Origin of the sequence: Streptomyces sp. NPDC059373, assembly GCF_042751495.1 — a bacterium.
Lineage (GTDB): Bacteria > Actinomycetota > Actinomycetes > Streptomycetales > Streptomycetaceae > Actinacidiphila.
The window spans coordinates 133,392-145,531 of record NZ_JBHYXC010000020.1; the positions used below are offsets into that span (position 1 = coordinate 133,392).

General features: G+C 72.3%; 12 protein-coding genes and 2 rRNA genes. 3 read left to right on the plus strand and 11 right to left on the minus strand.

The genetic code is table 11. The annotated features are described in order from the left end of the window. The 6 genes from ACFXJ5_RS25205 to ACFXJ5_RS25230 all read right to left on the minus strand — a co-directional run bounded on the left by ACFXJ5_RS25205 (position 1) and on the right by ACFXJ5_RS25230 (position 6,015). Positions 1 to 1,044 carry an aldo/keto reductase gene (locus ACFXJ5_RS25205; protein WP_384635194.1) on the minus strand — a complete coding sequence of 348 codons (1,044 nt, stop codon included), beginning with the start codon at positions 1,042 to 1,044 and terminating at the stop codon, positions 1 to 3. 113 nt (positions 1,045 to 1,157) lie between these two features. After that, positions 1,158 to 2,900 carry a DNA repair protein RecN gene (gene recN / locus ACFXJ5_RS25210; protein WP_384635197.1) on the minus strand — a complete coding sequence of 581 codons (1,743 nt, stop codon included), beginning with the start codon at positions 2,898 to 2,900 and terminating at the stop codon, positions 1,158 to 1,160. Positions 2,901 to 2,975: 75 nt separating this feature from the next. After that, positions 2,976 to 3,896, minus strand: a complete 921-nt coding sequence (locus ACFXJ5_RS25215; protein WP_384635199.1) for an NAD kinase — start codon at positions 3,894 to 3,896, stop codon at positions 2,976 to 2,978. Then, positions 3,893 to 4,699 (minus strand): TlyA family RNA methyltransferase, encoded by an 807-nt coding sequence (locus ACFXJ5_RS25220; protein ID WP_384635239.1) that lies wholly within the window; start codon positions 4,697 to 4,699, stop codon positions 3,893 to 3,895. The genes ACFXJ5_RS25215 and ACFXJ5_RS25220 overlap by 4 nt, the downstream gene beginning before the upstream one ends. Before the next feature lie 13 nt (positions 4,700 to 4,712). Beyond that, positions 4,713 to 5,006, minus strand: a complete 294-nt coding sequence (locus tag ACFXJ5_RS25225; protein WP_384635202.1) for a hypothetical protein — start codon at positions 5,004 to 5,006, stop codon at positions 4,713 to 4,715. Further along, on the minus strand, positions 4,999 to 6,015 hold the full coding sequence (locus ACFXJ5_RS25230; RefSeq protein ID WP_384635204.1) for a histone: 1,017 nt from the start codon (positions 6,013 to 6,015) through the stop codon (positions 4,999 to 5,001). Before ACFXJ5_RS25230 ends, ACFXJ5_RS25225 begins: the two co-directional genes overlap by 8 nt. Positions 6,016 to 6,145: 130 nt before the next feature. Between ACFXJ5_RS25230 and ACFXJ5_RS25235 the strand changes: the two genes are divergently transcribed. Further along, positions 6,146 to 6,493, plus strand: a complete 348-nt coding sequence (locus tag ACFXJ5_RS25235; protein WP_384635207.1) for a sterol-binding protein — start codon at positions 6,146 to 6,148, stop codon at positions 6,491 to 6,493. Between the two features lie 17 nt (positions 6,494 to 6,510). Beyond that, a complete protein-coding gene (locus ACFXJ5_RS25240) occupies positions 6,511 to 7,356 on the plus strand; it encodes an alpha/beta fold hydrolase (RefSeq protein WP_384635210.1) in 846 nt (281 codons plus the stop codon). Between the two features lie 65 nt (positions 7,357 to 7,421). Here the strand turns inward: ACFXJ5_RS25240 and ACFXJ5_RS25245 are convergent, their stop codons facing one another. Continuing rightward, positions 7,422 to 8,444: an HAD-IIA family hydrolase gene (locus ACFXJ5_RS25245; protein WP_384635213.1), complete on the minus strand. Its 1,023-nt coding sequence runs from the start codon at positions 8,442 to 8,444 to the stop codon at positions 7,422 to 7,424. A gap of 75 nt (positions 8,445 to 8,519) precedes the next feature. Here ACFXJ5_RS25245 and ACFXJ5_RS25250 point away from each other — a divergent pair, with 75 nt between their 5' ends. Then, positions 8,520 to 9,794, plus strand: coding sequence for a DUF1015 family protein (locus ACFXJ5_RS25250; protein WP_384635216.1), 1,275 nt, complete (start codon positions 8,520 to 8,522; stop codon positions 9,792 to 9,794). Positions 9,795 to 9,860: 66 nt separating this feature from the next. Here ACFXJ5_RS25250 and ACFXJ5_RS25255 read toward each other — a convergent pair whose 3' ends face one another. From ACFXJ5_RS25255 to ACFXJ5_RS25270, 4 genes are all read right to left on the minus strand, one after another. Beyond that, positions 9,861 to 10,715 (minus strand): hypothetical protein, encoded by an 855-nt coding sequence (locus ACFXJ5_RS25255; RefSeq protein WP_384635242.1) that lies wholly within the window; start codon positions 10,713 to 10,715, stop codon positions 9,861 to 9,863. After that, the gene (locus tag ACFXJ5_RS25260; protein ID WP_384635219.1) at positions 10,655 to 11,530 is read right to left on the minus strand and encodes a hypothetical protein; all 876 of its coding nucleotides are present in this window, start codon (positions 11,528 to 11,530) and stop codon (positions 10,655 to 10,657) included. Before ACFXJ5_RS25260 ends, ACFXJ5_RS25255 begins: the two co-directional genes overlap by 61 nt. A 289-nt stretch (positions 11,531 to 11,819) precedes the next feature. Then, positions 11,820 to 11,936 (minus strand): 5S ribosomal RNA (gene rrf, locus ACFXJ5_RS25265). 110 nt (positions 11,937 to 12,046) lie between these two features. After that, positions 12,047 to 12,140, minus strand: a 23S ribosomal RNA gene (locus ACFXJ5_RS25270); the annotation flags it as partial.

The window sequence follows — 12,140 nt, forward strand, 5'->3', positions numbered from 1 at the left end:
TCAGGCTTCGGGGTTGAAGCCGGGGATCTGCGACTTGATGCGCTCCAGTGCGGCGTCGTCGGAGATGCCCTGGAGGTCGTGGCGCGGGGTGTAGGGGCGCTGGAGCTGGAGGAGTTCCTCGTCGGTGAGGTGGATGGTCAGGGAGGCGACGGCGTCGTCGATCTGGGACGTCCTGCTCGCGCCGACGACGGGGGCGGCGACGACGGGATTGTGGCGCAGCCAGGCCAGGGCGATCTGGGCGCGGCTGACGCCATGCGCGTCGGCGATCGCGCCGACGGCGTCGATGACGGCGTGATCGCTGTCGGCGGTGAGGTCGGTGTAGAGCATGTCGGCGAAGCCGTCGCTGGTGGAGCGGGCGGTCTCGGCCTTCCAGGGACGGGCGAGGCGGCCGCGGGCGAGAGGGCTCCAGACCATGGTGCCCACGCCCTCGTCGGCGCACAGCGGCAGCATTTCGCGCTCCTCCTCGCGGGCGAGGAGGTTGTAGTGGTCCTGCATGGTGATGAAGCGGGCCCAGCCGTGCTCCTTCTGCAGGTGCAGGCACTTGGAGAACTCGAAGGCCCGCATGGAGGAGGCACCGAGGTAGCGGACCTTGCCGGCCTTCACCAGGTCGTTCAGGGCTTCGAGGGTCTCCTCGAGCGGGGTGTCGTTGTCGAGCCGGTGGATCATGTAGACGTCGACATGGTCCGTGCCCAGGCGGCGCAGGCTGTGGTCGATCTCGGTCATGATCGCCTTGCGGGACAGCCCCTTCCCGTTCGGTCCGGGGCGCATGGTGTGGCGGACCTTGGTGCAGATGACCACGTCGTCGCGGTCGGCGTAGTCGTTCAGGGCGCGGCCCAGGATCTCCTCGCTGGAGCCGAGGGAGTACATGTTCGCGGTGTCGAAGAAGTTGATGCCCGCGTCCAGGGCGTGCTTGATCAGGAGGCGGCTGTCCTCCTCGCCGAGGGACCAGACCGGATGGCCGCGGTCGGGCTCGCCGTAGGTCATGGCGCCGATGGCGACGGGGGAGACATCCAGGCCGCTGTTGCCGAGTTTGATGTAGCGCACGAGGGCTCCTGGGAGTAGGCAGACATACCGGAGAGTTCTCCGCTTCCCTTCAGAAGGTAGCGGAGACCTCTCCGGTTAGCAACCATTGCCTGGATCGGCCGACCCCGGCCCCGTCAGCGCGCCTCGCGGGCCGCCGCCAGCAGTTCCTCGGCGTGGGCCCGGCCGAGCTCGGAGTCCTCCAGCCCGGCCAGCATCCGCGAGAGCTCCCGTACGCGCTCGTCGCCCTCGAGGACCTTGACACCGCTGCGGGTCACCGACCCGTCGTTGGTCTTCTCGACCAGGAGCTGCCGGTCGGCGAAGGCGGCGACCTGCGGCAGGTGCGTGACGACGACGACCTGGGCGGTACGCGCCAGGCGGGCCAGGCGCCGGCCGACCTCGACGGCGGCCTTACCGCCGACACCGGCGTCGACCTCATCGAAGAGATAGGTCGGCACCGGGTCGGACCCGGCGAAGACGACCTCGACCGCGAGCATCACCCGCGACAGCTCACCGCCCGAGGCGCCCTTGGCGATCGGCCTGGCCTGCGCGCCCGGGTGGGGGGCGAGCTGCAGCTCGACCTCGTCTGCGCCGGTCGCACCGAAGGCCACCAGCCGCCCGCCGACCTCGATGCCCTCGCCGTCGTCCGCCTGCCGGATCGCGACGCCCACCCTGGCGTGCGGCATGGCCAGCTCCGCCAGCTCGGTGGTCACCGCCTGGCCGAACCGCTCCGCGGCCTCCGTACGGGCATCGGTCAGCGCCTGCGCGAGGTCGCCCAGCTCGCCCCGGAGGGCGTCGCGCTCGGCGGCCAGCTCGGCGATGCGCTCGTCATCGCCCTCCAGCTCACCGAGCCGGGCGGCGCTGTCCTCCGCCCAGGCCAGGACCTCGTCGATGTCGCCGCCGTACTTACGGGTCAGATGCGCGAGCACCGACCGGCGTTCCTCCACCGCCGCCAGCCGCAGTGGATCGGCGTCGAGGTTGTCCGCGTAGCCCGCCAGCTCACCGGCCACGTCGCCCAGCAGGATGCCGATCTCGCCGAGCCGTTCCGCGAGCGCGGCCAGCGCCGGGTCGTGGGACCGTACGGCGTCCAGCGCCCGCTGCGCACCCGCGACCAGGGCGCCGGCGTCGACGCCCTCCGGGTCCTCCGGGTTGCCGGCCATCGCGGCATGGGCGATCGCGGCGGCCGAGGCCAGCGCCTCGGCGTGCCCGAGCCGTTCCGCCTCGGCGGCCAGCTCGACGTCCTCGCCGGCCACCGGCTCGGCCGCCGCGACCTCCTCCAGCCCGAAGCGCAGCAGATCTGCTTCCTGGGCCCGCTCCCGGGCCCGGGTGGTCAGCTCGTCCAGCTCGGCGGCGACCTCCCGCAGCCGACGGTAGGCGGCCCCGTACTTCGCCAGCGGCACCGCCACCGCGTCGCCCGCGTACCGGTCCAGCGCCTCCCGCTGCCGGGCGGGCCGCAGCAGGCCCTGCTGGTCGGTCTGGCCGTGCACGGCGACCAGCTCGTCCGCCAGCTCGCCCAGCAGTCCGACCGGAACGGCGCGGCCCCCGATGAATGCCCGGGACCGCCCCTCCGCCGAGACCGTACGGCCGATGAGCAGCGCGCCGTCGTCCAGCTCGGCGCCCGCCTCCTCGGCTCGCACCGCGACCGGGGAGTCCGCCGGCAGGGTGATCCGCCCCTCCACCGACGCCGACTTCGAGCCGATCCGCACCAACGCGGGATCGGCACGGCCGCCGAGCAGCAGGCCGAGGCTCGTGACGACCATGGTCTTGCCCGCGCCGGTCTCGCCGGTCACCGCCGTGAAACCGGGTGACAACTCCACCACGGCGTCCTCGATGACTCCCAGCGACCGGATCCGCATCTCCTCCAACACGGATACGACCATACGAGGTTTACGACCCCCCGCGCGACGGACCTCCCCGACTGGTCAGTCACAGGTCAGTACGCCGCCATGGCGACGTCAGTGCGGCGCGCCCCGCCATCCCGCCACCGGCAGGGCGAACTTCGCCACCAGCCGGTCCGTGAACGACGCGTGATGCAGCCGCGCCAGCCGCACCGGCACCGCGCCCCTGCGCACCTCGACCCGCGCACCCGCGGGCAGTTCCACCGTCCGCCGCCCGTCGCACCACAGCACGCCGTGCGGGGTCTGCGGCTGCACCTCCACCGCCAGCACCGACGTCGGCGAGGTCACCAGGGGCTTGGCGAACAGCGCGTGCGCGCTGATCGGCACCATAAGCAACGCCTCGACCTCCGGCCACACCACAGGCCCGCCCGCCGAGAAGGCGTACGCCGTCGACCCGGTCGGGGTCGCGCAGACCACACCGTCCCCGCCGAACCGCGAGACCGGCCGGCCGTCGACCTCCGTCACGACCTCGATCATGCGCTCGCGCGCCTGCTTCTCGACCGAGGCCTCGTTGAGCGCCCAGTCCACATGCACGACGTGGCCGTCGTTGCGCACGAGGACGTCGATCGTCATACGCTCCTCGACCTCGTACTCCTTGGTGGCGACCCGGTCGACCACCTTGTCCAGGTCGTCCCGCTCCGCCTCCGCGAGGAAGCCGACCCGGCCCAGGTTGACGCCGAGCATCGGCACCCCGGACGCCCGGGCGAACTCCGCGCCGCGCAGCAGTGTGCCGTCGCCGCCCAGCACGATGATCAGCTCACAACCCTCGACGGACGCCGGGCCGACCTCCTGCACCGTCTCGACCACGAGCTCGCCCGGCAGCGACATGTCCGCCGCCTCGTCGGCCAGCATGCGCACCCCGATGCCGCAGCGCGTCAGGCCGCGCACGACCCGCTCGGCACTGCGGATCGCCGCCGGGCGCCCGGTGTGCGCCAGCAGGAACACGGTGCGTAGCTCTTGCGTATCCGTATCGCTCAACGGGGCCCCTCCGCCACAGCACGGTCGACATCCGCCGGGTCCAGCTCAGGCGCCCCGGCGCGCAGCCACAGAAAGTACTCCACATTGCCCGACGGTCCCGGCAACGGGCTCGCCGTCACGCCCAGCACGCCAAGCCCCAGCCCGGCCGCCTGCCTCGCCACATTCCGTACGGCATCGGCACGCAACTGCGTACTCCGAACGACACCACCACTCCCCAGCCGCTCCTTCCCCACCTCGAACTGCGGCTTGACCATCAGCACCAGGTCCGCGTCCGGCGCGGCACAGCGGACCAGGGCCGGCAGTACGAGTCCCAGCGGGATGAAGGACAGGTCGCCGACGATGATGTCCGCCGGCTCGTTGTCGATCTGCTCCAGCGTCAACTCGCGGACGTTAGTACGGTCCTTGACGGTGACGCGTTCATCACTCTGCAGCGACCACGCGAGCTGTCCGTAGCCGACGTCCACCGCCACGACCCGCGTGGCTCCGTTGCGCAGTAGCACGTCCGTGAAGCCGCCGGTCGACGCCCCCGCGTCCAGCGCCCGCCGGCCCTCCACCCGCAGGCCCTCGGGCACGAACGCCGCCAGCGCCCCGGCGAGCTTGTGCCCACCGCGCGACACGTACTCCGGGTCGGTGTCGTCCTTCACGACCACCACGGCCGCGCTGGTCTCCACCTGCGTGGCCGCCTTCGTCGCCGTCGCCCCGCCGACCGTCACGCGGCCGGCCGCGATCAGCTGGCTCGCGTGCTCGCGCGACCGGGCGAGATTCCGGCGCACCAGCTCGGCGTCGAGTCGGCGTCGTGCCACTGCCACGTGCGGTTCAGCTCCTGTTGTCGTCGAGTGCGGTGAGCGCGTCGCGCAGCCCACGGTGTACATCCTCGTACACCTCGATATGGTCCTCCGTCGGCAGTATGTCCGCGTCCCCCAGCCTCGTCAGCAGCGCGTCCACCTCCGGATGCCCCGTAGCCTGCACTGCTACCCCCAGCGGGGCCGCTTCCGGGGCCCGGCCGGCCGCCTCGTCCACCCCGGGCCCGGGTCCGGGTTCGGGGCGCTCGGCAAGCGCCTCAGCGGCGGTCGTCCCCTCGGCCTCTCCGTCCCACACCGGCTCACTCACCCTCCGCCTCCGCCTCCGGCGTCAACGGGACCGGGCCGGGCGCCTTCTTGGCGGGCGTGGCCTTCTTGGCCGGGGTGGCCTTCTTCGCCGGGGCCGCCTTCTTCGCGGCCGGGGCCTTCTTGGCGGGTGCCGTCTTCGTCGCAGGGGCAGCCGTCTTGGCGGGAGCGGCGGCCTCCTTGGCGGGGGCGACCGTGGTGGCCGGGGTGGCCTTCTTCGCCGGGGCGGCTTTCTTCGCGGCCGGCGCCTTCTTGGCAGGGGCAGCCTTCTTCGCGGGGGTGGCCGTCGTGGCGGGGGCGGCGGCCTCCTTGGCGGGGGCCGCCTTCTTCGCGGCCGGGGCCTTCTTGGCGGGTGCCGTCTTCGTCGTAGGGGCAGCCGTCTTGGCGGAGGCAGCCGTCGTGGCCGGGGTCGCCTTCTTCGCCGGGGCCGCCTTCTTCGCCGCCGGGGCCTTCTTGGCAGGGGCAGCCTTCTTCGCCGCCGGGGCCTTCTTGGCAGGGGCCGCCTTCTTGGCGGGGACAGCCCTCTTGGGGGCGGCGGCGGTCCCGGCTTCGGCAGCACTGGGCGGTGCGGGGGCGGGCTTCCCGGCTGGGGCCGCGTTCTTCGTCGGAGCCGGGGCGGGCGCGGGGTGAGCGGGGGCCGGGGCAGGCGCAGGCGGCACGGCCACCGGCGGAGCCGCGGGCTCGTCGGCGGGGGCCTCGTCGCGCTCGAGGTTGCGTACACGGCGCTCGAGCGCCTCGAGGACGACTCCGACCTTGGTGACGTCGTCGGCGAGGCGGCCGACACGGGTCATGGTCTTGTCGACCTCTTCCCGTACGAGCCCGAGCAGGAGATCCCGGTTGGCCCGCCCGGAGGCGATGAGATCGTCGGCGAAGGCCTGCGCCTGACGCTGGAGGTCGTCGACGTCTATTCCGGTCTGGTCGATCAGATCCTTCGCCGCGGCGGTAGCCCGCCGCCGCGTGGCCTCGGTCAGACCGCCCGCGATCTGCAGGCAGGTGCGCAGCGCGTCCCGCATCGTTTCTCACTCCTCGCTCGTGAAGCTACCGTCCCTGACGCTACCGCCTACCGTGCCATCTCCGGTTGTCAGTGCCCTGCGGTACGGTCGGATCCGATCACTCAGCACCCGGACGGGAGACGCACCACCGATGGCGACCATCGAGGAGTGCCGCAGCGCGCTCGACCAGCTGTCGGAGAATCTCGCGAAGGCCGAGGGCGACGTCCGCAGCGCCGCCGCGATGGACCGCTCGCTGAGCTGCCACATCACCGACCTCGACATCACCTTCGTCGGACGGCTCACCGACGGCCACATCAGGGACGTGACCACCCTCCACGGCCCGCCGCCCAGCAGGGCCGAAATACGCCTCACCATGGCCGGCGACGACCTGGTCTCCCTGGTCAACGGCGAGCTGCACTTCGCGCGGGCCTGGGGCAGCGGCCGCGTCAAGCTGGAGGCGGGCCTCCGCGATCTGCTGCGCCTGCGCAAGCTGCTCTAGACCTGGGAGGACGGCCCTTGACCGACCACTGGCAGCTCACCGAACGCGCCCGCACCGCTTCCGGCGAGGTCCGCTGGGGCCGCCTCGGTCCGCCCGGCAGGGACCCGGTGGTCCTGCTGCACGGGACGCCCTTCTCGTCGTACGTGTGGCGGGCCGTCGCCCGCTCCCTCGCCCGCGATCACCAGGTGTTCGTATGGGACATGCCCGGCTACGGCCAATCGGAGAAGTTCCCCGGCCAGGACGTCTCCCTCGCCGCCCAGGGCCGGGTGTTCACCGAGCTGCTGGCGCACTGGGGCCTGACCGAGCGGCTTCCCCTCGTCGCCGCCCATGACTTCGGCGGCGCCGTCGCGCTGCGTGCTCACCTGCTGCACGGCGCCCACTACCGCGCACTCGCCCTGGTCGACCCGGTGGCGCTGGCACCCTGGGGCTCGCCCTTCTTCCGCCTGGTCGGCGAGCACTCCGAGGTCTTCGAGCAGCTACCGCTCGCCCTGCACCGCGCACTCGTACGCGAATACGTCGGCACCGCCAGCGCCCGCGGCCTCCATCCCGCCGTCCTCGACCGGCTCGTCGCCCCCTGGTCGTCCGACGAAACCGGCCAGGCCGCCTTCTACCGGCAGATCGCCCAGGCTGACCAGCGCCACACCGACGAGGTCCAGGACCACTACGCCGACATCGCCATCCCGGCCCGGGTCTTCTGGGGCGCCGACGACACCTGGATCCCCGCCTCCAAAGGCCACGACCTCGCCGCCCGCATCCCCGGCGCACACCTGGACCTCATCCCCGGCGCGGGCCACCTGGTCCAAGAAGACGCACCAGCCGAGCTCACCGCAGCCCTCATCGCCTTCTTCCGATCCCTGCCCTGAGCCGTGTGTGGGGCAGGCGTTCCGCAGTGGCGAGCGCAGCGACCGGGTGGGGGAAGGAATCCCGCCTACAGCCCCAGCCAGGCCAGTGCCTTCCCCGCGTCCAGCCCGCACGACCCCTCCCCCGCCACCGTCCACGCGGCAGCGCACAGCGCCCGCAGCCCATCCATCGGCTCGCCGCCCTCACCCTCCAGGACCAGCGCGCTCTCCCCCGCCGAAGCCGTCCATCCCCCGCACTCGAAGCCGTCCCCGGACGCCGCGACCGCCGGCTGCGGCTCCAGCAGCCCCCGCAGGTCCGCGTCCACATACGTCGGCCGGTACTTCGGCTCCGCCCTCAGCAGCAGCGCGGCGTCCGTCACCCCGGTCAGCACCAGCAGCGAGTCGACGCCGCCCGCGTTCGCACCCTCGATGTCCGTGTCGAGGCGGTCACCGACCACCAGGGGCCGCTTCGCCCCCGTCCGGATCACCGTCTCGCGGTGCATCGGCGGCAGCGGCTTGCCCGCGATCTGCGGCTCGGCGCCCGTGGCGATCCGTACGACCTCCACCAGCGCGCCGTTGCCCGGCGCGGTGCCGCGCGCGGTCGGAATCGTCAGGTCCGTGTTCGACGCGAACCACGGCACCCCCCGATTCACCGCGTACGAGGCCTCCGCGAGCTGCGCCCACCCCACCTGCGGCGAATAGCCCTGCACCACCGCCGCCGGGTCGTCGTCCGCCGACGACACCGGCTCCAGCCCCCGCTCCCGCAGCGCCTCCAGCAGGCCGTCCCCGCCGACGGCCAGCACCCGCGCCCCCTGCGGGACCTGGTCGGCGATCAGCCGGGCCACGGCCTGCGCGGAGGTGATCACGTCCCCCGCCTCGGCCGGCACCCCGAGCTCGGTGAGGTGCCCGGCGACCGCCTGCGGCGTGCGGGCGGCGTTGTTGGTGACGTACGCGAGGTGCATGCCGTGCTCACGCGCCGTGCCGAGCGACTCGACGGCGTGCGCGATGGCGTCACCGCCCGCGTACACGACACCGTCGAGGTCGAGCAGCGCGGTGTCGTACGCCGTGTCCAGGGTCTGCTCGCTGGAGGCCGGTACGGTGCGGGTGGTCATAAACGGCTCGCTCCTCGTGTGGTGGTGGCTTGTTCCCATCATCCCGGGCCCGTGCAACCCGCGTAACATGCCCTGATGAGCACTTACGGACCCGCCACCGGCGGCCTGCGCCTGGCGCCGTTCCGCGGGCTCCGTTACGTACCCGAGCGCGTCGGCAGCCTGGCCGCCGTCACCTCGCCACCGTACGACGTCGTGGTCCGGCCCGGCGGCCAGCGCGAGCTGGAGACCTCCGACCCGCACAACGTCGTACGCCTGATCCTCCCCAACGAGCCCGACCCCGCCGCCCGCCACCGCCAGGCCGCCTGGGCGCTCTTCCAGTGGCAGGAGGAGGGCGTCCTCGCCGCCGACCGCGAGCCCGCCCTCTACGTCTACGAGCAGCGCGACGGCGACCTCGTCCAGCGCGGCCTGATCGGCGCCCTGCGCCTCACCCGCCCCGAGGAGCGCGTCGTCCTCCCGCACGAGGACGTCATGCCCGGCCCGGTCGCGGACCGCGCCTCGCTGATGCGCGCGACCGCCGCCAACCTGGAGCCGCTGCTCCTCACGTACGAGGGCGGGGGCGCCGCCGCCGAGATCATCGACCGTACGGCGCAGGAACGCGAACCCCTCCTGGAGACCACGACCGAGGACGGCATCCGGCACCGCCTGTGGACCCTCACCGATCCCGCCGACCTCGCCGCCGTCGACGCCGACCTCGCCCGCCACCAGGCCCTCATCGCCGACGGCCACCACCGCTGGGCCACCTACCTGCGCCTCCAGGAGGAGCAACACGGCCCCAGCCCCTGGGACTACGGCCTGGTCCTGCTCGTGGACAGCGCCCGCTACCCGCTCCGGGTCCGCGCCATCCACCGCGTGCTACCGCGCCTGCCCGTCGAGGACGCCATCCGTACGGTGCGGGGCGCCTTCCGGGTCCAGGAGACCGAAGGGCCCCTGGAGCGCGCGCTCGACGCCCTTGCGGCAGCCTCCGCCGCGGGCAACGCCTTCCTCCTCACCGGCGGCAACGGCCGGTTCCACCTCCTGGACCGCCCCGACCCACGGCTCCTCGACGAGGCCGTCCCGCACGACCGACCCGAGGCCTGGCGCCGGCTCGACGCCACCGTCCTGCACTGCCTGCTGCTCGACCGCGTCTGGCAGGTCCCCGACGCCCCCGAGCACATCCAGTACATCCACGACACCCAGGCGGCCGTCGACCAGGCCGCACGGTTCGGCGGCACGGCGGTTCTGATGCATCCCGTGCGCGAGGACGTCGTACGCGAGCTGGCCCGGCAGGGCGTCACCATGCCGCGCAAGTCGACCTCGTTCGGCCCGAAACCGGCCACGGGACTGGTGCTGCGCAGCCTGGAACTGGAATGACCTTCAAAGACCACGGAATGACGAAGGGCGGCACCCTCATTGCGGGTACCGCCCTTCGTCATTCACTCAGCTCTCGTCGTCGCTCTTCTGCGGCTCCTTGAACGGGTCGTCCAGGAACGTCGACGGCTCGGCCTCATCGGTGATGTCGACCTCGACGTCGGCCTCGGCCTCAGTCTCGACCTCCGGCTCTGTCTCGGCCTTTGTTGCGGCCTCGGCCTCGGGCTCCTCGGAGGTCTCCTCCTCGGGGAGGACGTCCACGAACTCGACCCCGTCCAGCTGCGCGAGCCGGTCGGACGCGTCCGTCGTACCGTTCTGGTCGGCCTCCAGCGCCTTCGCGAACCAGTCGCGCGCCTCGCCCTCGCGACCGACCGCCAGCAGCGCGTCCGCGTAGGCATAGCGCAGCCGCGCCGTCCACGGGTGCACCGCGCTCGACGCCAGCTCCGAGCTCTGCAGCGTCACCACGGCGGCCTCCGCCTGACCCATGTCCTGCCGCGCACCAGCCGCGACCAGGCGCATCTCCACCTGACCGGCCCGGTCCAGCTTCTGCACCTCCGGCGCGCCGGCCATCTCGAGCGCCCGCTCCGGACGGCCCAGACCACGCTCGCAGTCCGCCATCACCGGCCAGAGGTCGACCGTTCCGGTCATCCGCCGCGTCGCCCGGAACTCCGCGATCGCCTCCGCGTACCGCTCGGTCGCGTACGAAGCGAAGCCGGCCGCCTCCCGGACCGCCGCCACACGCGACGCCAGCCGCAGCGCCACCCGCGAGTACGCGTACGCGCCCTCCGGGTCCTCGTCCAGCAACTGCGCCACCATCACCAGGTTCCGCGCCACATCATCCGCGAGCCCCTTCGGCAGGCTCATCAGCTCCTGCCGGACGCTCGGGTCGATCTCCTGGCCCGTGACCTCGTCCGGAATCGGCAGCCGCTTGACCGGCTCCCGCTCCTCCCGACGGTCATCCCGCCCACGGTTCTCGAACCGCCCCCGACCCTGCACCGACGGCCGCCGATCGCCACTGCGGGGACGCTCGTCACGACGGTCGTCGCGCCGGAAGCCACCACGGTCGTCCTCACGACGCGGACCACGGGGACGGTCATCGCGCCGGTCATCCCGGGGACGGTCAAAGCTGCGCGGACGCTCGTCACGGCGGTCGTCACGAGGACGATCGAAGCTACGCGGACGCTCATCACGACGGTCATCGCGACGGGGAGCTCCGCGGTCGTCACGGGGACGATCGAAGCTACGAGGACGCTCGTCGCGCCGGTCGTCACGAGGACGGTCAAAGCTGCGCGGACGCTCGTCGCGCCGGTCGTCACGAGGACGATCGAAGCTACGGGGACGCTCGTCACGACGGTCATCACGGCGGGGGCCACCGCGGTCGTCCTCACGACGCGGACCACGGGGACGGTCATCGCGCCGGTCATCCCGGGGACGATCGAAGCTGCGCGGACGGTCAAAGGTCCGGGGGCGCTCGTCACGGCGGTCGCCACCACGGAATCCCCCGCGGTCATCACGCGGGCGGTCGTCGCGGCGGGGGGCACCGCGGTCGTCCTCACGACGCGGACCACGCGGACGGTCATCACGCCGGTCGTCGCGCGGGCGGTCGAAACTACGCGGGCGCTCATCACGTCGGTCATCGCGACGGGGGCCGCCGCGGTCGTCCTCACGACGGGGACCGCGCGGACGGTCGTCACGCCGGTCGTCGCGCGGACGGTCGTCCCGGCGGAAGCCACCGCCATCGTTCCGGCGGGAGCCAGCGCCGGCCCGGTCGCCGTCCCTACGGGGGCCGCTGCTGCGGAAGCCGCCGCGATCGCCGCCACCCTGGCCCTGACCCGGACGCGAATCCCTGCGCTCGGGCCGCTCCGGCCGCTCCTCGGGTGAGTTGGACATAGACGGGTACTCCTGTCGGTTCGTACTGCTGTAGTGCAAGTCTCTCGTACTCGCGGAGAGAACGCGCACCGGCGATAACACAATAAAAAAGACCCTCGGTCCCAGCGCTGTGGCCGGGACCGAGGGTCCTGAAAGATTGTTCGGCGGTGTCCTACTCTCCCACAGGGTCCCCCCTGCAGTACCATCGGCGCTGAAAGGCTTAGCTTCCGGGTTCGGAATGTAACCGGGCGTTTCCCTAACGCTATGACCACCGAAACACCATCGGGTGTCTCCAAGCGAACAAGCACACTTTTTAGTTAGTGACTCATGTGTTCACCGGTGCGACTGTTCGCAACCCGGGAACCAAACAGTGGACGCGAGCAAATGAGGACAAGCCCTCGGCCTATTAGTACCGGTCAGCTCCACCCCTTACAGGGCTTCCACATCCGGCCTATCAACCCAGTCGTCTACTGGGAGCCT

Coding starts and splice junctions, on each gene's coding strand:
- ACFXJ5_RS25260 (WP_384635219.1), bottom strand. CDS start 11,530: ATGGCGGTGGCTTCCGCCGGGACGACCGTCCGCGCGACGACCGGCGTG.
- ACFXJ5_RS25245 (WP_384635213.1), bottom strand. CDS start 8,444: ATGACCACCCGCACCGTACCGGCCTCCAGCGAGCAGACCCTGGACACG.
- recN (WP_384635197.1), bottom strand. CDS start 2,900: ATGGTCGTATCCGTGTTGGAGGAGATGCGGATCCGGTCGCTGGGAGTC.
- ACFXJ5_RS25230 (WP_384635204.1), bottom strand. CDS start 6,015: ATGCGGGACGCGCTGCGCACCTGCCTGCAGATCGCGGGCGGTCTGACC.
- ACFXJ5_RS25235 (WP_384635207.1), top strand. CDS start 6,146: ATGGCGACCATCGAGGAGTGCCGCAGCGCGCTCGACCAGCTGTCGGAG.
- ACFXJ5_RS25250 (WP_384635216.1), top strand. CDS start 8,520: ATGAGCACTTACGGACCCGCCACCGGCGGCCTGCGCCTGGCGCCGTTC.